Origin of the sequence: Staphylococcus sp. AtHG25 (assembly GCF_003217445.1) — a bacterium.
GTDB classification, from domain to species: domain Bacteria; phylum Bacillota; class Bacilli; order Staphylococcales; family Staphylococcaceae; genus Staphylococcus; species Staphylococcus haemolyticus.
Genome location: NZ_QJSN01000006.1, coordinates 56,776 through 75,135, shown reverse-complemented (window position 1 = coordinate 75,135; position 18,360 = coordinate 56,776). Strand labels below are relative to the sequence as shown.

Here is an 18,360-nt window from a genome sequence, read left to right as displayed (position 1 = left end):
ATCACTCCCGTCTTTTTTATAGATAATTTTTATGAAAAATATTGATTTTCCTGCAATCTTAACAAAACCTTTACATTTAAACTATTTTATATTAACAAAAAGTATGTATCATAAACATTGTAAGAAATACATATAACATTTTGGGTTATCTATTAGGAGGATATTTTAATGAAAAAATGGCAATTAGTTGGTACAACTGTTTTAGGCGCTTCAGTATTATTAGGCGCATGTGGTGGTGGAGATAGCAGTGGAAGTGGTTCTGGAGATGGCAAAGACCTTAAAGGTGAAGCAAAAGGTGAAGGTTCATCAACAGTAGCTCCTATCGTTGAGAAATTAAACGAAAAATGGGCTAAAGATCATCCAAACGCTACTATTTCATCTGGTCAAGCAGGTACTGGTGCTGGTTTTGAAAAATTCATCGCTGGCGAAACTGATTTCTCACAAGCTTCTAGACCTATTAAAGATGAAGAAAAACAAAAATTAGAAGACAAAGACATTAAATATAAAGAATTCAAAATTGCACAAGATGGTGTAACTGTTGCAATTAACAAAGACAACGACTTTGTTAAAGAATTATCTAAAGATCAATTAAAAAAAATCTACAACGGCGAAGCTAAAACTTGGAAAGATGTAAACTCTAGCTGGCCTGACAAAAAAATCAAAGCTTTCTCTCCAAACTCAAGTCACGGTACTTATGATTTCTTTGAAGAAGAAGTAATGAATAAAGAAGATATCAAAGCAGAGAAAAACGGAGACACTAACGTAATTGTTCAATCAGTAGAGAAAAACAAAGAGGGTATCGGTTACTTCGGTTATAACTTCTACGAACAAAACAAAGATAAATTAAAAGAAGTTAAAATCAAAGACGATAAAGGTAAAACAACTGAACCAACTAAGAAAACAATCAAAGACGGTTCATATGCTTTAAGTAGACCATTATTCTTATATGTTAAAGAAAAATCATTAAAAGATAATGATGTTATGAAAGAATTCATCAAATTCACATTAGAAGACAAAGGTAAATCTGCTGAAGATGCTGGTTATGTAGCTTCTCCAGAAAAAACTTACAAAGATGAACTTAAAGAATTAAAAAAATACGATAAAAAATCAGATAAATAATAATCATTATTAATATCAAAGGGCTGGGAATTATTCAAGGGGTATTACAAGGTAGCAACTCTGCTACCTTGTTCTCGAATATATGGGTGATTGTTAAAATGTTTTAGGTTAATTTGAACTCATTGTTTACCTGATAATTTCTAGCGCTTTTTTAAATTTATTGGGAGAAAAAGAGAGGGTTATATATGGCATCGGAAACTAATGTTAGAGACTTGATAGCTAAAAATAACGCTAAAAAGGGCGGTTTCAGTGATAAAATCGTACCTATTATTTTAGGAATTATAGCTGCAATCTCAATTTTAACTACAATTGGTATTCTTTTCACTTTGATAACTGAGACAATAACATTCTTCACACGCGTATCTATTGTTGAATTTTTATTCACTAAAGACTGGAACCCAACTGGTTCTGATCCTAAATATGGTATTTGGGCTTTAGTTATTGGTACGTTGAAAATTACAGTAATTGCAACTATCGTCGCAGTTCCAATTGGATTAGGTGCTGCAATTTACTTAAGTGAATACGCAAGTGACAAAGCAAGACGTATTATTAAACCAATTCTTGAAATTTTAGCAGGTATTCCAACAATTGTATTTGGTTTCTTTGCTTTAACTTTTGTAACACCTGTATTAAGAACAATAATTCCAGCACTTGATAGTTTCAACTCTGTCAGTCCAGGAATTGTAGTAGGTATCATGATTGTTCCAGTAATTACAAGTATGAGTGAAGATGCAATAGCATCTGTTCCAAACAAAATTCGTGAGGGTGCTTATGGTTTAGGTTCAACAAAATTTGAAGTTGCTACTAAAGTAGTATTACCAGCCGCAGCTTCAGGTGTTGTAGCTTCAATCGTATTAGGTATTTCAAGAGCGATCGGTGAAACTATGATTGTTTCATTAGCTGCAGGTAGTTCACCAACAGCTTCATTAAACTTAACGAATTCAATTCAAACTATGACTGGTTATATTGTTGAAGTTGCAACTGGAGATGCTACATTCGGTTCTGATATGTACTACAGTATTTATGCAGTAGGTTTCACATTATTTATTTTCACATTGATAATGAACTTAATTTCTTATTGGATTTCGAAACGCTTCAGAGAGGAGTATTAATATGACAGCTACTACAAATCCTAAAGCTAAAACACTAATTGACCAAAACAAAGTAGAAAAAAATATCTCAAGTCGTGATAAAACAAATAAATTAAATAAATGGTTATTCTTTACATGTATTGTAATAGCTTTATTAGTACTTGCAGCATTATTGATACAAACATTTGTTAAAGGTGTTGGCTATCTTACACCAGATTTCTTTACAAATTTCTCTTCTTCTACACCTTCACAAGCAGGTATTAAAGGTGCGTTAGCAGGAACAATTTGGTTAATGATAAGTATTATTCCAATCTCTATCGTTCTTGGTGTAGGTACAGCGATTTATTTAGAAGAATACGCTAAAGACAATTTCTTTACTAGTTTCGTTAAAATTAGTATTTCTAACTTAGCTGGTGTACCTTCTATCGTATTCGGTTTACTTGGATTAACATTATTCGTTCGTGGTGGCGGTATTCAAGCATTAGCATTAGGAAATAGCGTTATTGCTGCCGCTTTAACAATGTCATTGTTAATTCTACCGATTATTATCGTATCAAGTCAGGAGGCAATCAGAGCAGTTCCTAATTCTGTTCGCGAAGCTTCTTATGGCTTAGGTGCAAATAAATGGCAAACTATTCGTCGTGTCGTATTACCGGCTGCTTTACCTGGTATTTTGACTGGATTCATCTTATCACTATCACGCGCATTAGGAGAAACAGCACCATTAATCTTAATTGGTATACCAACTATTCTATTAGCAACACCAACAAGCATTATGTCTATGTTCACAGCATTACCAACTCAAATTTACACTTGGGCTAAAATGCCTCAAGCTGAATTCCAAAATGTTGCATCAGCAGCAATTATTATATTACTTGTAATCTTATTACTAATGAACGCAGTAGCCATTTTCTTACGTAACAAGTTCTCTAGAAAATATTAATCCAATCAAATACAACATAATTTAGGGAGTGAAGGTTGAAACGATAATATCATGTTTTTAATAGAGCATAACTATCGTTTCAATCTTACAGATATAAAGGAGTTTTAATTATGGCAAATACAAATGTTAAAGATAAAGAGTTAGCAAAACATACTGATCAATCTCAAGAATCAATTTCAACAGTAGTTTCATCAAATGAAGTTAAACACAATAAAGAATCGGATAGCAATAAAAAAGTAGTTTATTCAACACAAAACTTAGATTTATGGTACGGAGATACACATGCGCTACAAAACATTAATTTAGATATTTTAGAAAATAATGTAACTGCTATTATTGGACCATCTGGTTGTGGTAAATCAACTTATATTAAAACATTAAATCGTATGGTAGAATTAGTACCTTCAGTAAAAACTGCTGGTAAAATTCTATACCGTGACCAAAATATTTTCGATGAAAACTATTCTAAAGAAAAATTAAGAACAAATGTAGGTATGGTATTCCAACAACCAAACCCATTCCCAAAATCAATTTACGATAACATCACTTATGGTCCTAAAACTCACGGTATTAAAGATAAAAAATTATTAGATGAAATCGTAGAAAAATCATTACGTGGCGCGGCAATTTGGGATGAATTAAAAGATAGATTACACACAAACGCTTACGGTTTATCTGGTGGGCAACAACAACGTGTTTGTATTGCTAGATGTTTAGCTATTGAACCAGATGTTATTTTAATGGACGAGCCTACATCAGCTTTAGACCCAATCTCTACATTAAGAGTTGAAGAACTTGTTCAAGAATTAAAAGAAAATTACTCTATTATTATGGTTACACACAACATGCAACAAGCTGCACGTGTATCTGATAAAACTGCATTCTTCCTTAATGGTTATGTTAACGAATACGACGACACTGATAAAATCTTCTCTAATCCTTCTGATAAACAAACAGAAGACTACATCTCAGGACGTTTTGGTTAATATTCTATAATGATGACCATTATTAGACATAAATACGAAGGTCAATTAGGTGAATTAATTAAGGATATTCGTCACCTTGGTCTTCGTGTTTATTTTAATCTCGAACATGCATTAGTGTCGTTAAGTGAAGAGGATAAAAGTTTCGCAAGACAAGTCATTGAGAATGATAAAATAATCAATAACTTAGATTATGATATTAATGAAAAAGTTATTATGTTAATTACAAAGCAACAACCTATTGCTACAGATTTAAGAATGATGATGGCAGCTTTAAAAATTTCCACAGACTTTGAACGCATGGGAGATAACGCAGCACATATAGCGCATATTCGTCTCCGAGTAAAGATTACAGATCACTATGTATTGACTCGATTAAAAACGATGGGGAAATTAGCAATGCTAATGTTGCAAGATCTTAATACAGCTACGAAACAAGAGGATATAACGTTAATTAAAGAAATTATTGAGCGTGATAAAGATATTGATGATCTTTATGCAAATATAGTTAACACAACATATTTAATAGATAATGATCCTTTTGTAGCTGGCCAAGCACATTTAGCTGCACGAAATCTTGAAAGAGTTGGAGACCATGTTAGAAATATTGCAGAGAGCGTTTATTATTTCTATACTGGTGAACATTATGAAAAATAATATAGTATCAAATCCTAAATAACCCAAAATCAAACAATTAAACCCTGATAAGACTGATTAAATCAGTTATTATCAGGGTTTTACTATTAATCAAAATATATATACATAGTTTAATTAGTCTTGTTGCTCAATTTCATCTGTTAATTGTTCCGCTTCATTAACTAAATCAGAGATATATTTAATAGTAGCTTTAAGTGGTGCATCAGTAGTAATATCAACTCCTGCAATTTTTGCTAATTCAATAGGAGATTGACTTCCACCTGCTTTTAAAGTTTCAAGCCATGCATCTACAGCTGGTTGTCCTTCTTGTTTAATTTTTTGTGAAACGACCGTACCAATTGTTAAACCAGCAGAATAAGTGTAAGGGTATAATCCCATATAGTAATGTGGTTGACGCATCCATGTTAATTCAGTTCCATCTGTTAATTCAACAGCATCGCCAAAGAATTGTTCATAAACGTCTCTCATAATCTTATTAAGCACGGGTGCTGTAAGTGACTCACCATTATCAACTTTGCGATATACTTCACGTTGGTAAGCAGCTTCTAACAAGTGAGTTACCATATTATGATAATATGTGCGTGATAAAATAGATCCAATTACCCAACGTTTAAATTTAGGATCTTTACTGTTACTGAATAGATAATTTGCCATTAACATTTCATTCATGGTAGATGGTGCTTCTACAAAGTACATTGAAGCTTCAGAATCTAATAAATTTTGATGTTGTTGTGCCAATGTAAAATGACCTGCATGTCCCAATTCGTGTGCTAGTACAAACGTTTCAGTCATCTTTCCAGTCCATGAAATAAATACATATGAATGTGTATAATAAGGGCTAGCACAGTAAGCACCTGTGTCTTTTCCTTTATTTTGTGCAAAATCTATCCAACGATCACTATATGCTTGCTCAATCATTTGTATATAATCTTCGCCCAGTACATTTAAAGCACCATGAATATATTGTTTAGAATCTTCGATTGATATTTCAGGTTCATAGCTTGGATCAACAGAAACCTTTAAATCCTCAAAGCGCATTTTATTTAAACCGTGTATACGTTGTAATAATTTAGCATATTTTTGCATTACAGGTGCTAAATCACTCATAATTACGTCGATTTGTCTGTCATACATTTCTCGTGTAACTTCTTGATCATGTAATAAATAGTCTATGACAGAATCGTATCCTCTTAAGTCAGCCTCAATTTTTTCTTGTTGCACATGTTGATTGTAAGTCGCAGCAGTAGTATGTTGATATTTTTTCAGAGCATCACTAAAGCTTTTAAAACTTTTTTGTCTAAATTCTGGATCAGCATTATCCTCGTATTCATTTTCAAATGTTGCGTAATCCACAGGGTATGTCACATTGTTATGTTCAAATGATTCAAAGGCAATATCAAGCATTTTCGTTGTGCCATATAATTCATATGCACTTTGAAAAGTAGGCGATAAACTCGCCATTACTTGTTCCACTTCAGGTGACAATTGATATGGCCTACTTTCAATTAATTTCTCTAAGTAGTGAGACACATCAGATTCTTCTATTGCTTCTTTAATAATTTCTTCAGGTAACATTAATATTTCAGATTCTACAAAGGATAACTGACTTGAAATCTTACCATAATTTGTCGATAACTTTGCGCTTAATGTTTGTGCATCAGTATTAGCAGTATCAACGCTTAGTCTTAGTTCCGCATAATTACCAAGACGATCAAGTTGAATAAGAATATTTTCAAATTCTGATAATACTTTTTTTATCATCTTAGCATCTGAAATTTTCCCTTTATATTGTTGATTAAATGACTTCGCTTGATTTAGTACGTTATCTAAAGCGTCATAAAATTGTTTATCACTATCAAACAAATCATTTAAATTCCATTTTTCTAGTTCTGGAACATCTTTTCTAAATGGTAAACCTGACGTCATAAATTCCACTCCCTTAAAAATCATTTCACAATCATTATACACAATATCATTTTCAAACTCATTATTAAGCCTCAAGGCCGAGTTATGCTTATAGACAAAGGGGTATAATTTAATTACATATTATTATATAATATTTAAAAGAAAGATTTTTATTATGATAGGAGATATACATGACTATTTTTGATATGCCGAACTATTTATGGATTACAATAGTTGCAATGATAATTTTAACTGTCTTCTGTGCTTTAGTACTTAAGAAATGGTTTGTATCCGCAGTAATTACATTTGTTGCGTTAGCTGTTTTAGCATTTTTTATTCCTAATTTTTATGCCATCTCATTTCAACCATTACTAGGATATGCTGCTTTTCTAGCCATTATCAGTTTAATTATCAGCTTTTTATTATGGTATTTCACAAGAAATTGGCGTCGTGAACGTAAAAAGAAACAACTAGAAAAAGAAATTCGTAAATATGAAGATGATGACGAAACAATCCGTCGTCGTAGAAGATAATAAAAAAAGCATTTGAAACGTATATGCATACTTGCATGTTAAAATGTTTCAAACGCTTTTTTCTATTCTAAAGTGAGGGGATTAAAAGCATTTCACTAATTATTTTTAAAAGCTTTTTCAATTTTGTCTAATTGCTCAATGGTAGTTTCAATTCCACCCTCAGAAAAATATCATGCCTTAGATTCAAATTGATATACTTGTTTGTTCTTAATAGCTTTTAAATTTTTTATAAGGTCGTTATTTAATGTAGAAGGTAACGACTTATCATTTACTTTTTGAATACGATCAATTACAAATAGTTTATCTGGGTTTACTTTGTTTAAATACTCATAAGTAATAGAATTTCCAGCAGAACTGGCTTTCATTATAAATGTAGCTATTTTAGTAATCTTTGCTTAATTCATTTAAAGATAAACATAGCGCTTCCGTATTTGCATAAATACAACGGATATTTTTATTATTTTTTAAAATAGATGCATCCATTCATTTATTATTTACAAAATAACCAACTGAAGACTAGGTGCATTGATAGCTAGATATGTTACAACTTCGTCAAAGTCTTTTTCATCTATGTTCAATAAAATCGTCTTAATAGGTGAAGTAATCTCATTAATAGTTAATTTTTGTGCTAATAGTTGAGGATCTAGGCGTTTATAAATTGTATTTGTAGCATCAACACGTGCTGCATAATTCCAATCATCATCAACAATGTGATTCAAGTTATATTGATTAATGACATATTTTATCACATTAAATGATTCAGACTAAATAGTTGCAAGTGTCTTTATACGACCATTAATTGAGATAATGGAACCATTACCATCAATAAGTACAAATTTATGAAATTTATTAGGTAGTACAGGTAATAAATCACGAATTGGTCTAGCTGAAGCAAAAATAATTTTATGTCCTATATTATGTAAACTAAAAAGTTGGTCGGTAATTTTACAGTCAATTTGACGACCATCAAAGCAAATTGTTCCATCAATATCCAACACGATATTCATATTTAACTCCTTTATATATTAGTATATTTAGAGTTAAGCATAAATAACTATATATAGCCAGATATTTAAATGAATTATTGCTGCTGAATAGATAGTAAATGTATATATAGAATCAGACATAGTAGGTAGTAAGATAGGTCCCCTGAGTTACTATGGATAACTTCCTATAATATATATTATGTAAACTAAAATGAAGCACAAATAATTATCTACATAAAACCTTTAAATTAATACGCTGTCAGGACGATTTCTGAACATGTTTTATTATTGTTACGTATGATTGATTGTTATCTTACAATATTTAGCTTAAATAATTTGTTCATCCTAAGTTAATTAATTTAAAACTCATAAATACACATGGTTATATATATGTCTATACGTTTAGAGATATTAATCCTATAATAATGTGTTTAATCTTTGCCAAATCTAATTGTTAACTAATTTAAGTACTACAACAATTATTAATATCATCTACATAAAGCGAGTCATCAAGAACTCTTATTATATAGACTTAAGTAAATGTAATAATCTCAATTTTAGATATTAGGTTTAGTTATTACATTTGAATGAATCGTAACTTTTTCGTATTAATCTTGGTATCTATTTATATAAATTGTTAGTCTTAACTAAATTTGCTAAAGAATAATAATGTAAATATTTTAAATTTAACAAAATAAATTTATTTTGTAATATTATTGCTAAAAATCAGACGTGTGGTAATATTAAATTGTAGGGGGCAACATGAAAATCAACTTAGAATTTACCTACACTGTATTGTAACTTGTCTCTATCACGAGTTGCGATAAAAAAAGGCTGTGACATCCACCATGTCACAGCCTTTAATAACATCAATTTATTTTTTTACTTTTTTGCGAATTGTATTAAGTGTATTAAACAACCAATATTTAACCTTGTTTATAGGTTTATAGAAGTCTCCGATTAGCTCTTCAATGTAAACATTAAATCCTCTTTTAAAGCGATAAACACCATAATCTTCACTGTTCTCTGTAAAATCACCAGATAAACCATAAAAATTATATCGATCATATCCATGTTCGAAGCAATAGTTCATCATATGCCAATGCACCATATATGGTCCCATATAATTATTATATTTTTCAGATGAACCTCCAGAGAAGTAATTCACTTCATATGAATTTGCAAAGAAAATTCCTGATGCCAAATTCAAGATTTGGCCATCTGTCTGACGTAATTCGCTTGCTTGTAAGAGTTCTTTTTTATCGTGTTCAATTTGCTTATCTAATTCTGCAATTTTTCTAAGTTGTTTATCATTTTTATTTTCTTTTGCCATCATTTGATCACGACGGTTTTCTTTATCATTTAAAGCGTCTTGCAATGATTTTATGTATTCATCTAAATCAATATATGCAAGTGGAACAAGCACTTTATCTCCATAAGTATCAAAGAAGTTATAGAAATATTCGTCTGTTTTTGATACGAAACCTGTTCTTGCTTCTGTTTCACGGTATAAATCTAAGAATATATGAAACTCATCTCTACCAAGGAATCTTACTTTTACCCCGTAGTTTATCGCTTTATTAATATTTCTTTTACGTTGGCTATCAAATTGTTTTCTTAATGATGCAGGTGTTTCCCCTTTTAGAAAGCTAACACCCATCCATCTTGCTTGACTTGATGTGTCATATTCAGTAGTGAATCCATGGTGTTCATATCCATGTGATTTAAATAAATTAACTACAGCATCATTTTTCTCTCTATCTTCAAGTGGATTAATATCTTTATCATAAATTTGATAAATCCAATATGGATCAATTTTAACGTATAAGCATTGGTGTTGATGTAAATACTTTTCTAATTCACGTAAATAAAAATCAACTAAGCCTAAATCAGAATAGTCCATTACTGGGCCTCGATTTGAGTAATATACATAGCTTCCCATGGTCGGAATTTTAGAGAAAAGACTAGCAGCTAGTACTTTATTGCTTTCATCTTTTACACCTAGTAACACTACTTCAAAGCCATCATTTTCACGTGTTTGAATATTCTCTTTCATTTGGAAGTAATGGCTTTCTAATGATGGGTTTTGTACAAAGTTTTCGAATTCTTTAACTGTTAACTCTGTAAATTTCATATTCGTCTATTCCCCTCTTAATTAAATCTATTTTTTAATCTTTTTGAGTGTCTTATACACTGAATACATAGGTTTGTTAATAGGTTTCACAAAGTCTCCAACATACTCAATTACGTCTGCATTGAAACCTTTTTTAAATTTAATGACTCCAACATCTTCAGCGTCTTCACTGAAATCACCGCTAATACCATAGAAATTGTATCTATCAATACCATGATCAATTGCATAGTTAATCATTGTCCATTGAACAGCATAACTGCCTGCAAAATGTCTATATTTATTAGAAGTTCCACCTGCATAATAAACAACTTCAAATGGATTAATAAAGAAGAAACCTGCTGAAATTGGTAATTCATTACCATGTTTGGCTTGTAATTTTTTAGCCTCGTCTAATTTTTGTTGATTGGCATCTAATTGTTTTTCAAGATTTTCTTTTTTATTAAATGCCTTTTTATTGTCTGGTCGTTTTTCAATATCTTTTAAAGCTTTATTAACATCTTTATTTAAAGTTTCACGTTCATTTTGTAATTCTTCGATGTACTCATCAAACTTAATATAAGCTAGTGGTACAAGCACGCGATCTTTGAAATGTCTATAGCGATTATAATAGAAACTATCATCTCTATCTTGGAATTGTTTCGTTTCGGTTGTATCTTCCATAAATGAACGGAAGATTGGAAGTTCTCCTTCTGATAAGAACTTAACTTTCACACCATTTTTTTGAACTTTTTTAGTATTACGTTTACGTAGGCTATCCATTCCATTTAATATATCTTTAGATGTTTTATTTTTTAAATCTAAAACAGAATGATATCGAATTTGTTTAATCGGATCAAAACCTTTATTAAAGCCTTCATGTTCAAATCCGAGATGCTTCATCTTATCAAAGAACCAATCATTACCAGCATTACCTGTAATTTCACCATTATGATTTAAGTATTGGTATGGTAAATAAGGGTCAACTCGAACATAAAGACAATTATGCTGTTTTAAATACTTTGTTAACTCATTAAAGAAAAAGTGAACAAGCTCTCTATTATCATAATCAATTACAGGTCCTCGGTTAGAATAAAAGTACTTGAAAAATCTCATGACTGGTACTGCTGTCAACATGCAGGCTGCAATGACCTCATTATCTTTATTTTTTATACCAACTAAGTGAGTTTCTGTTTTATTTGCAACTTTCATCTCATAGTTTTCAGTCATTTGTGTGAAATGACTATATGGCATCTTATCTGTATAATTGCCAAACTCTGCAGCTGTTAAATTTGTAAACTTCATTATTTATTGCTCCTACTTCAAAGAATCTTTATCTACTTTTTAGTTCAAAATTTAAATTATAATTTTCAATAATATCTTTATCTTCAACCAAAAATTTATTTATCCAGTTTCATTAAGTATACAATAGATATTAACAAAACTAAAATACAAACCATTTATTAGTTTGAAATATTTTGCAAAATAAATAAATAGAGATTAAGACATCAAACATTGTCTTAATCTCAAGTGAACTTCCTTTATAAATTACATATCCACCAAGGTACATCTTATACCTAAAGTGTATCTAGCGTTTCTCTTACTTGTTTCAAATAGTGAATCGTATCCTCGTTATTATCTTGACAAAAGCGTTTTACAATTTCACTACCAATGACTACGCCGTCAGCAAAAGTAGCTAAATCCTTTATATGTTCTTTAGTTCTGATGCCAAAACCTGCAACTACAGGTATATCCGTATGTGCTTTTAGATGTTTTAGTTTATCTTTTAATTGAGGATGAAACGTTCCATTTTTGCCTGTTGTTGCATTCATAGTTACAGTGTATATAAACCCTTCAGCATGCTTAACGATTTCTTTTATACGGTCATCATTTGCAGTCATTGATATGAGAGATATTACTTTAACATCAAATTTGGATATTTTATGCTTTAATTTTTGAGTTAATTCGTTAGGCAAATCCGGAATAATTACGCCGTAAACACCTACTTTTTCACATTCTTTAAAAAAAGCTTCTTCTCCATAAGAAACAATGATATTGAAATAAGTCATTAGTACATATTTGCAATTAATTTCATCTTTATTTTTGGATAATTCATTAAAAATGTAATTAATTGTCACGCCTTGCTTGATAGCTCGGTTGCCTGCTTCCATTATTATGGGACCATCAGCTACTGGGTCAGAGAATGGTATACCAATTTCTATTATATCAGCACCATTCTCATCTAAGATTTTCATATTTTTAATAAATGACTTATTTCCCATAATGTATGGAATAAATAATTTAGTCATGTGATTCACCTCTTGTTTGCATATAGTGTCTAATTGTTTCCATATCCTTGTCACCGCGACCTGAAATAGTAACTACTAAAATTTCATCTTTATTCATTTTAGGTGCTATCTTTTCAACATAACTAAGTGCATGTGCACTTTCAATGGCAGGTATGATTCCTTCCATTTTGCTGAACCGGATGAGCACCTCCATTGCTTCTGTATCAGTGACATGTTTATATTGCACACGTCCAATATCGTGATAATATGAATGTTCAGGACCTATACCTGGATAATCTAAACCTGCAGATATAGAGTGTGCTAATTCTACTTGTCCATATTCATCTTGAATTAAGTACATTTTTGAACCATGAAGTACGCCCGGACGTCCTTTTCCAATTGCAAGTGCGTGCTTAGCAGTATCAATCCCTTGTCCTGCAGCCTCTACACCATATAATTTGACCTTATCTTTAATAAAAGGATAAAAAGTCCCTATTGCATTAGACCCTCCACCTATACATGCAACAACTGCATCTGGTAATCGACCAGTTTTTTGAAGTAATTGTTCTTTAATTTCTTGACCTATAACACTTTGAAAATCTCTGACCATCGTTGGAAAAGGATCAGGTCCTAATGCCGAACCTAGTAAATAGTGTGTATCTGCAACATGACTTACCCAATACTGTAATGCCTTGTTTACCGCATTAGAAAGTGTTCCTTGACCTTCATCCACTGCTTCAACTTTAGCTCCTAATAATTCCATACGAAATACATTAAGCTGTTGACGTTTGATATCTTCTCTTCCCATAAATACGATTAATTCCATATCAAATAACGCAGCTACTGTGGCACTTGCTACACCATGCTGACCCGCGCCCGTTTCAGCAACTAGTTTATTTTTGCCCATACGTTTTGCTAATAAAGCTTGCCCTATCGCATTATTAATTTTATGTGCGCCGGTATGATTCAAATCCTCACGTTTTAAATATATTTGAGCTCCACCCAACGCTTCACTAAATGATTTTGCATAAGTCAATGGGGTTTCTCTACCTACATATTCTTTCAAATAATAAGTTAATTCATCTTGAAATGATTGATCTTGTTTAGCCTTGTTATACGCTTGTTTTAATTCAATAATTGCTGGCATTAATGTCTCTGGAACATATTTCCCACCATATTCTCCGAAAAAACCTAATTCATCTGCTTCAGTTTGTATATTATACATATTATGATTCTCCCTTCACTTGTTGTATCACAGTTAACATTTTATTTTTGTCTTTCATACCATCCGTTTCAATGCCGCTTGAAATGTCATAACCTAAGTGATTCAACTTCATTGTTTCAATTTGTTTTATCTTATCAACGTCAATACCTCCAGCAATTAAAAACGGTATAGATTGATCTAATCCCTTAAGCAATGTCCAATCAAAAGATTGTCCAGTCCCACCATATTGCTCTGATGGCGTATCTATAATAAATAAGTCAACATGCTCTTTGAATTGATCGATATCATTTATTATATTTTGAGTAGCTGGTAAAGCTTTAATTATCTTAATATTCTTAAAATTTAAACGGAATTGTTTGATAAAATCAATCGTCTCTTCACCATGGAGTTGGATAGCATTAATATTAGTAACATTAATAATTTTCTTTATTAATTTCAATGTTGGATTGACTAATACGACTACTCTATCTATTTCGTCTGGCAACAATCTAGATAGTTTATTTATTTGTTCAATATCCAAATGTCGTTTACTTTTGGGATAGTGTATAAATCCCACCATGTTTATATTGAGTGGTCGAATGCTTAATGCTTCTACTTTAGTTTTTATACCGCAAAATTTTAAAATCATTGTTTCACCTTTTTTAATTTGAGTAAGGGTATAAAATGTTCTAACTCATTACAATTCATTAAGGCTCCACCAACTAATAAGCCATCGATCCCACTTTTTACTATTTGCTTAACCTCTTGTTGTGAATGAATTCCACTTTCAGATATATATAAATAGTTCTCTTTCTTACACTTAAGTATTTGATTAGTATGTTTAACATCGGTGTTGAATGATTTTAAATCACGATTGTTTACCCCAATGATTTGTGGATTTAATTGATAGGCACGTTGTAATTCAATACCATCATGTACCTCTACTAACACTTCTAGTCCTTTAGAACTTGCATATTGATAGAGTTGTCGTAACTTTTCATCGGTAAGTATATTTACAATGAGTAAAATAATTGAAGCACCTGCTTTTTGTGCAACATCAATTTGAAGCGGATCAATGATGAAATCTTTACATAAAACAGGTAATTGTGTTTTTTCTGATATTTGCTGTAATCTTTCAAAGCTACCACCGAAATAACGTTCGTCTGTTAATACGGAGATAGCATTTGCTCCATAACGTTCATAATCAATTACTTGTTTAATTATATTCGTTTGTTGAAAAGCTTTTACAGATGGACTCTTCGATTTGATTTCAGCAATTAATGTTAAATTGTCATTATTAATTAAAGCATCCTTTAATCGTGATTTATTTTTATGTTTAACCTCTTTCAAATTTTGTAATTTATCATGATAATAGCCGTCTTTTAATAATTGCTCTTTATAATCCACTATTTCACTTAATATCGTCACAGATATCACCTCTCATCCTCATAAATTGTTCCATCGCTCTACCACTATCAATTAAGAACGTAGCTAAACTTATTCCAGATGCTATCGTATTTACTTTTTCAGAAACATATAACGCAAGTGCAGTATTTAACAAAACAACATCTCTTCTACAAGTTTTATCATCTCCACTTAAAATATCTAATGTAATCATTTTGTTTTCTCTTGGACTGCCTCCTTGTAAATCCTGATTACTTGCAATCTTTAAACCATAATCTTTAGCATTTACAAAATAATGCGTTATGTCTCCATTTTCATTTAATTCATAAATTTCATTGTCTCCTGAAAGCGTAGCCTCATCCATACCATTTGCTCCATGTAACACTATTGCTCTCCGTCGCCCTAAATCTTTCAATGTTTGTGCTATCATGTACAATCGACTTGGGTCGTACACTCCTAACACTTGATAGGTCAATTTAAATGGATTGATAAGTGGCCCAACTATATTAAAAATGGTCGGTATAGAAATCATTTTTCTAACAGGTTGGATATATTTCATTATTGGATAAGATTCCATTGCACTAATAAATGCCAATCCCTGTTCTTCAATTTGTAATGGGACTTCTGAAACTTTTGTCGTCTTTATTCCCAATTGACTTAACAAATCAGTACTTCCTGAATGGGATGTTATACTTCTATTTCCGTGTTTAATGACTGGAATACCAGCACTTGCTACTACAAAAGACACTGTTGTAGAAATATTGAAACTGTTTGACTTATCCCCTCCTGTACCGCATACACACATACTTCCTTCATATGTTGGTTGATTAGGATACATGGTTTGAATTAAACTATTGACGACATAGGTTAATTCTTGTTGTTTAATTTCCTTTTTCGTAAATCGCGTTAATAAGTCGACCTTGTCTTCCACATCAATTTCAGGATTAGTTAGATAGGTTATGAATTGTGTTGTCTCTGATTGCGTTAAAGTTATGTCATTATCCAATTGTTTTAGTAATCCCACTCAAATTCACCCTTTCTTTTACAATACGAATGAAGTTGTTAATAATTTGTGAACCAAACTCAGTAGCAAATGATTCTGGATGATATTGTATACCGAAATGAAGATGTTGTTTGTCCTCGAAGGATTGTATTGAATCTGATGTACTCCCCGTAATGATTAAATTCTTAGGAAAAGATTTTATCTCACTTACAAGTGAATGATATCTCATAATTTTGAATTGGTGTGGTATCGTCAAATAGAGTTCTGACTCGTTTTTAACTTCAAGTGTATCTACCTTTCCATGCATGACTTTCTCTCCTTGAATAACTTTGCCACCGTAGTAGCACGTTAATGCTTGAGCACCTAAACAAATACCTAAAATTGGTAAAGTATGATATTTATCGATAATTTTTACCAATTCATCGCCATCTAAAGGATGACCAGGACCCGGAGAAATGATTACCCCATCAATTTTCTCTAAATAGTTCAATACATCTTTATCATCTGGATATTTAATAATCACTTCATCAATTTAACTAACTATATCAACCAAGTTATACGTAAACGAATCGTAATTATCTATAATTAATATCATGGTGTTACCTCCAATAAGCTTTTTGCTTTAAGTCGTGTTTCTTCAAGTTCCTTTTCAGGTATAGAATCGTACACAACACCACAGCCTGCCTCGACATTAACAGTGTCGTCATCAATCAACATGGTTCGTATTGCCAATGCAAAATCTAAATTTTGATTACAATTGATATAACCAACGCCACCGCTATATACGCCTCTTTTATATTTATAGGATTCATATATGCGTTGAATAGCTCTTAGTTTAGGTGCTCCCGATACTGTCCCAGTTGGTAAAAGACTTGCTATAGTAGTCATTGGAGATATATCTTTTCTAATTTTTCCTTTTACTTCACTAACGATATGCATGACATGTTCATATCTTTCAATCACCATTAGTTTTGATATTTCAGATGTCCCCGTAATACTTACTCTATGAATATCATTTCTACCTAAATCCACAAGCATACTATGTTCGCTTATTTCTTTCTCATCTGTAATTAATCGGTGTGCATTGCGTTCATCTACCTCTGAGGTAGTGCCACGTCTAATCGTTCCTGCAATTGGATTAGTTATTACTTCGCCGTTATGCACTGCTACAAAGCTTTCTGGTGAACTTCCAACTAAAATCTCATTTTCCATGTTCATGTAATACATATATGGACTAGGGTTCTTACGTTTTAAATTTTGATAAAGCTGATAACTCAATTGGTTTTTATTTTTTCCGAAATGATGTTGGTAGCTATATATTCTAGAGGGCACAACTTGAAACATATCTCCCTCAGTAATCCATTGTTTCATTTGAGTAACAATATCGATAAATTGTTTATCAGAAATATTTACTTTTATCTCTGATCTCTTAGGCACCATTTTATTATTCTCTTGGTAAACTTTAATTTGAGACAATGCTTGAATTCTATGCTTCACTCTTAATTTTAATTCTGCATTACTTGCTTTTGAAAATTGATTAGAAGCAATCACGTATAATTCATCCTTGTAATGATCAAATACAAATACATCCTCTATCATGTAGAAAGACACATCTGATATTGTTTTCATACTCTTAATAGCTACTCGTTTTAAAATTGGAAATTCATGTCGCACTAAATCAAAACCACATGTTCCCATAAAGCCAGAAATAAATGGCAGTTGCTTTAATTTTTCATCATTTATGACACAATCAAATTGATTGATGAATGTTTTTAAATAATTATATGGCTCAGTAGTTATAACTTTATCTTCTTTCAAAGTCTTAATAATTAATTCATCATCATTTAATTTGACGGTGCCATAATAATCGAATGCTACGATAGAGTATCTGCCTTTTAATTGTTGTTGACTTGTGCTTTCAAATATAATTTTATGTTCATTCAACTGTCCTAAAGCTTCAGGCGTTATGTGAGCTTTTAATACTTCATAATAAAATTCCATTTTCTCATCCCTTTCACTAAAAAAACGTCAGCCTCCTTATTTAAAGGACGCTGACGCGCGGTACCACCTTAATTAACGAAATATTCCGAATAATCGAAATATTAAGCGTTCACTCAGTCTTATTGATTTGTCT

General features: G+C 31.4%; 17 protein-coding genes and 2 pseudogenes. 6 read left to right on the top strand and 13 right to left on the bottom strand.

Annotated features, from left to right (window positions below; translation table 11 throughout):
- Positions 1 to 168 precede the first annotated feature (168 nt).
- The 5 genes from BDW31_RS06485 to phoU all read left to right on the top strand — a co-directional run bounded on the left by BDW31_RS06485 (position 169) and on the right by phoU (position 4,793).
- Complete coding sequence (locus BDW31_RS06485; RefSeq protein ID WP_053024707.1) at positions 169 to 1,119, top strand: PstS family phosphate ABC transporter substrate-binding protein; 951 nt, start codon at positions 169 to 171, stop codon at positions 1,117 to 1,119.
- A gap of 185 nt (positions 1,120 to 1,304) precedes the next feature.
- Positions 1,305 to 2,231 carry a phosphate ABC transporter permease subunit PstC gene (pstC, locus tag BDW31_RS06480; RefSeq protein WP_053024706.1) on the top strand — a complete coding sequence of 309 codons (927 nt, stop codon included), beginning with the start codon at positions 1,305 to 1,307 and terminating at the stop codon, positions 2,229 to 2,231.
- A 1-nt stretch (position 2,232) separates the two neighbouring features.
- The gene (gene pstA / locus BDW31_RS06475) at positions 2,233 to 3,153 is read left to right on the top strand and encodes a phosphate ABC transporter permease PstA (RefSeq protein ID WP_053024705.1); all 921 of its coding nucleotides are present in this window, start codon (positions 2,233 to 2,235) and stop codon (positions 3,151 to 3,153) included.
- A gap of 110 nt (positions 3,154 to 3,263) precedes the next feature.
- The gene (gene pstB, locus BDW31_RS06470) at positions 3,264 to 4,139 is read left to right on the top strand and encodes a phosphate ABC transporter ATP-binding protein PstB (RefSeq protein WP_037551394.1); all 876 of its coding nucleotides are present in this window, start codon (positions 3,264 to 3,266) and stop codon (positions 4,137 to 4,139) included.
- A gap of 12 nt (positions 4,140 to 4,151) precedes the next feature.
- Positions 4,152 to 4,793, top strand: coding sequence for a phosphate signaling complex protein PhoU (phoU, locus tag BDW31_RS06465; RefSeq protein ID WP_110709372.1), 642 nt, complete (start codon positions 4,152 to 4,154; stop codon positions 4,791 to 4,793).
- 114 nt (positions 4,794 to 4,907) lie between these two features.
- On the opposite strand, the gene pepF is transcribed toward phoU, so the two are convergent.
- On the bottom strand, positions 4,908 to 6,719 hold the full coding sequence (gene pepF / locus BDW31_RS06460) for an oligoendopeptidase F (RefSeq protein ID WP_053024704.1): 1,812 nt from the start codon (positions 6,717 to 6,719) through the stop codon (positions 4,908 to 4,910).
- Positions 6,720 to 6,889: 170 nt separating this feature from the next.
- Here pepF and BDW31_RS06455 point away from each other — a divergent pair, with 170 nt between their 5' ends.
- Positions 6,890 to 7,231 (top strand): hypothetical protein, encoded by a 342-nt coding sequence (locus BDW31_RS06455; protein WP_053024703.1) that lies wholly within the window; start codon positions 6,890 to 6,892, stop codon positions 7,229 to 7,231.
- A 95-nt stretch (positions 7,232 to 7,326) separates the two neighbouring features.
- Here BDW31_RS06455 and BDW31_RS06450 read toward each other — a convergent pair.
- The 12 genes and pseudogenes from BDW31_RS06450 to BDW31_RS06400 all read right to left on the bottom strand — a co-directional run.
- Positions 7,327 to 7,596: pseudogene (locus tag BDW31_RS06450) on the bottom strand (transferrin-binding protein); the annotation flags it as partial.
- A 129-nt stretch (positions 7,597 to 7,725) separates the two neighbouring features.
- Positions 7,726 to 7,980, bottom strand: coding sequence for a hypothetical protein (locus tag BDW31_RS12720; RefSeq protein WP_226955319.1), 255 nt, complete (start codon positions 7,978 to 7,980; stop codon positions 7,726 to 7,728).
- A gap of 15 nt (positions 7,981 to 7,995) precedes the next feature.
- Entirely contained in the window at positions 7,996 to 8,238 is a 243-nt protein-coding gene (locus BDW31_RS12715) for an HAD hydrolase family protein (RefSeq protein ID WP_226955321.1), read from the bottom strand.
- A gap of 853 nt (positions 8,239 to 9,091) precedes the next feature.
- Complete coding sequence (locus tag BDW31_RS06440; protein ID WP_110709358.1) at positions 9,092 to 10,351, bottom strand: aminoacyltransferase; 1,260 nt, start codon at positions 10,349 to 10,351, stop codon at positions 9,092 to 9,094.
- 27 nt (positions 10,352 to 10,378) lie between these two features.
- Positions 10,379 to 11,632 carry an aminoacyltransferase gene (locus BDW31_RS06435; protein WP_053024701.1) on the bottom strand — a complete coding sequence of 418 codons (1,254 nt, stop codon included), beginning with the start codon at positions 11,630 to 11,632 and terminating at the stop codon, positions 10,379 to 10,381.
- 272 nt (positions 11,633 to 11,904) lie between these two features.
- The gene (trpA, locus tag BDW31_RS06430; protein ID WP_053024700.1) at positions 11,905 to 12,636 is read right to left on the bottom strand and encodes a tryptophan synthase subunit alpha; all 732 of its coding nucleotides are present in this window, start codon (positions 12,634 to 12,636) and stop codon (positions 11,905 to 11,907) included.
- Complete coding sequence (gene trpB / locus BDW31_RS06425; RefSeq protein WP_053024699.1) at positions 12,629 to 13,840, bottom strand: tryptophan synthase subunit beta; 1,212 nt, start codon at positions 13,838 to 13,840, stop codon at positions 12,629 to 12,631. The genes trpA and trpB overlap by 8 nt, the downstream gene beginning before the upstream one ends.
- 1 nt (position 13,841) lies before the next feature.
- Positions 13,842 to 14,468, bottom strand: coding sequence for a phosphoribosylanthranilate isomerase (locus BDW31_RS06420; RefSeq protein ID WP_037551382.1), 627 nt, complete (start codon positions 14,466 to 14,468; stop codon positions 13,842 to 13,844).
- Positions 14,465 to 15,247: an indole-3-glycerol phosphate synthase TrpC gene (trpC, locus tag BDW31_RS06415; protein ID WP_037551380.1), complete on the bottom strand. Its 783-nt coding sequence runs from the start codon at positions 15,245 to 15,247 to the stop codon at positions 14,465 to 14,467. Before trpC ends, BDW31_RS06420 begins: the two co-directional genes overlap by 4 nt.
- Complete coding sequence (gene trpD, locus BDW31_RS06410; RefSeq protein ID WP_053024698.1) at positions 15,231 to 16,247, bottom strand: anthranilate phosphoribosyltransferase; 1,017 nt, start codon at positions 16,245 to 16,247, stop codon at positions 15,231 to 15,233. The genes trpC and trpD overlap by 17 nt, the downstream gene beginning before the upstream one ends.
- Positions 16,222 to 16,821 (bottom strand): annotated as a pseudogene (locus BDW31_RS06405) (anthranilate synthase component II). The gene trpD and the pseudogene BDW31_RS06405 overlap by 26 nt, the downstream one beginning before the upstream one ends.
- Positions 16,818 to 18,227, bottom strand: a complete 1,410-nt coding sequence (locus BDW31_RS06400) for an anthranilate synthase component I (protein WP_110709356.1) — start codon at positions 18,225 to 18,227, stop codon at positions 16,818 to 16,820. Before BDW31_RS06400 ends, BDW31_RS06405 begins: the two are co-directional and overlap by 4 nt.
- Positions 18,228 to 18,360: the final 133 nt, after the last annotated feature.

Excerpts from the sequence above, each read along its gene's own strand:
- BDW31_RS06485 (WP_053024707.1), top strand. The coding sequence starts at position 169 with ATGAAAAAATGGCAATTAGTTGGTACAACTGTTTTAGGCGCTTCAGTA.
- pstC (WP_053024706.1), top strand. The coding sequence starts at position 1,305 with ATGGCATCGGAAACTAATGTTAGAGACTTGATAGCTAAAAATAACGCT.
- pstA (WP_053024705.1), top strand. The coding sequence starts at position 2,233 with ATGACAGCTACTACAAATCCTAAAGCTAAAACACTAATTGACCAAAAC.
- pstB (WP_037551394.1), top strand. The coding sequence starts at position 3,264 with ATGGCAAATACAAATGTTAAAGATAAAGAGTTAGCAAAACATACTGAT.
- phoU (WP_110709372.1), top strand. The coding sequence starts at position 4,152 with ATGACCATTATTAGACATAAATACGAAGGTCAATTAGGTGAATTAATT.
- pepF (WP_053024704.1), bottom strand. The coding sequence starts at position 6,719 with ATGACGTCAGGTTTACCATTTAGAAAAGATGTTCCAGAACTAGAAAAA.
- BDW31_RS06455 (WP_053024703.1), top strand. The coding sequence starts at position 6,890 with ATGACTATTTTTGATATGCCGAACTATTTATGGATTACAATAGTTGCA.
- BDW31_RS12715 (WP_226955321.1), bottom strand. The coding sequence starts at position 8,238 with ATGAATATCGTGTTGGATATTGATGGAACAATTTGCTTTGATGGTCGT.
- BDW31_RS06440 (WP_110709358.1), bottom strand. The coding sequence starts at position 10,351 with ATGAAATTTACAGAGTTAACAGTTAAAGAATTCGAAAACTTTGTACAA.
- BDW31_RS06435 (WP_053024701.1), bottom strand. The coding sequence starts at position 11,632 with ATGAAGTTTACAAATTTAACAGCTGCAGAGTTTGGCAATTATACAGAT.
- trpA (WP_053024700.1), bottom strand. The coding sequence starts at position 12,636 with ATGACTAAATTATTTATTCCATACATTATGGGAAATAAGTCATTTATT.
- trpB (WP_053024699.1), bottom strand. The coding sequence starts at position 13,840 with ATGTATAATATACAAACTGAAGCAGATGAATTAGGTTTTTTCGGAGAA.
- BDW31_RS06420 (WP_037551382.1), bottom strand. The coding sequence starts at position 14,468 with ATGATTTTAAAATTTTGCGGTATAAAAACTAAAGTAGAAGCATTAAGC.
- BDW31_RS06400 (WP_110709356.1), bottom strand. The coding sequence starts at position 18,227 with ATGGAATTTTATTATGAAGTATTAAAAGCTCACATAACGCCTGAAGCT.